This is a genomic window from Kineococcus glutinatus (assembly GCF_039542765.1).
Taxonomy (GTDB): Bacteria; Actinomycetota; Actinomycetes; order Actinomycetales; family Kineococcaceae; genus Kineococcus_A; species Kineococcus_A glutinatus.
Map to the genome: position 1 here is coordinate 1 of NZ_BAABIL010000934.1, position 1,137 is coordinate 1,137.

Annotated in this window: 1 protein-coding gene and 1 pseudogene; both read right to left on the reverse strand. The window is 80.3% G+C overall.

What is annotated here, in order from left to right:
- Window positions 1-712, reverse strand: a 712-nt coding sequence (locus ABEB16_RS22675) for a LacI family DNA-binding transcriptional regulator (protein WP_345714396.1), incomplete at its 3' end; no start/stop codon positions are given.
- Window positions 709-1,137, reverse strand: a pseudogene (locus ABEB16_RS22680) (hypothetical protein); the annotation flags it as partial. The pseudogene ABEB16_RS22680 and the gene ABEB16_RS22675, both read right to left, overlap by 4 nt.

The following is a 1,137-nucleotide window of genomic DNA, read 5'->3' on the forward strand; positions in this document are numbered from 1 at the left end:
GGGCGCCGGCGGCCAGGCCGGCGGTCGCGTCGCAGGAGCGCGCCACCAGCACCTCGGGCACGGGCGCGCCCGCCGCGCGCAGCGCCGAGCGCCAGCCGCTGGTGCGCCCGTCCTCGGCGCGCGGGGACGACGGGATGGCGACGTGGTGCACGGTGCGGTGCCCCAGGGACAGCAGGTGGCGCGTCAGCTCCGCACCCGCCGCCTCCTCGTCGAACACCGCCTGCGGCCGGTCCCCCTCCGGCCTGCCCCCGACCGCCACGACGGGGAGGTCGGCGGGCAGGGCGTCCAGGAGGGCGGCGCCGACCGGGTCGAAGCGCAGCACCACCACGCCGGTGGGCGGCAGGGACCGCACGAGGTCCAGCGCGCGGGCCACCTCGGCGGGCTCGGCGCTCTCGACGACGGAGATGACGACGGGGCACCCCGCCGCGCGCGCGGCGGTCTCCACGCCGCGCAGGGTGGCGGAGTAGCCGTGGACGGCGGTGTCGGAGGTCATGACGACGACGAGGTCCTGCCGGCCGCTGACCAGCGCCCGGGCCGTGCTGCTGGGGCGGTAGCCCAGCTCCTCGATCGCCCGCAGCACCCGCTGCCGCCGCTCGGGGCTCACCCGCGCCGCGCCGGTGAGCACGCGGGAGACGGTCGGCACGGAGACGCCGGCGGCGCGGGCCACGTCCCCGATGCGGGCCGGCCGGCGGGGCGCGGCGGGGGTGCTCACCGGGCCGCCGTCGCGGCGGGCGGGGCGACGACCAGCGGTTCGACGACCACCGCGGCCAGCCGCGGGCCGGGCCCGCCGTCGTCGTGGACGCCCTCCAGCCGCAGCGGGCCGCCGTCGAGGTCCACCACCGCGGACACCTCCTGGTAGGTGTCCCGGTGCCGGGTGTGGCCGACGGGCACGGCCACCGGGGCGGCCGCGCCGGCGCGCACGAGGAGGGTGCGGGTCACCACGTCGGTGTTGTACTCGTGCCCGCCGAGCCGGTGCGCGTTGCTCACGAGCAGGGTGAGGCGGTGCGGCCCCACCAGCTCCCCCGGCAGCGGCACGAGCACCGAGCCGCCGGCGACCAGACCGTCGACGTGGGCCCGCCCCGCCGTGCCGCGGCGCGCGCCCCCGGCCGGTTCGAGGTCGCCGGCACCCACCACGGC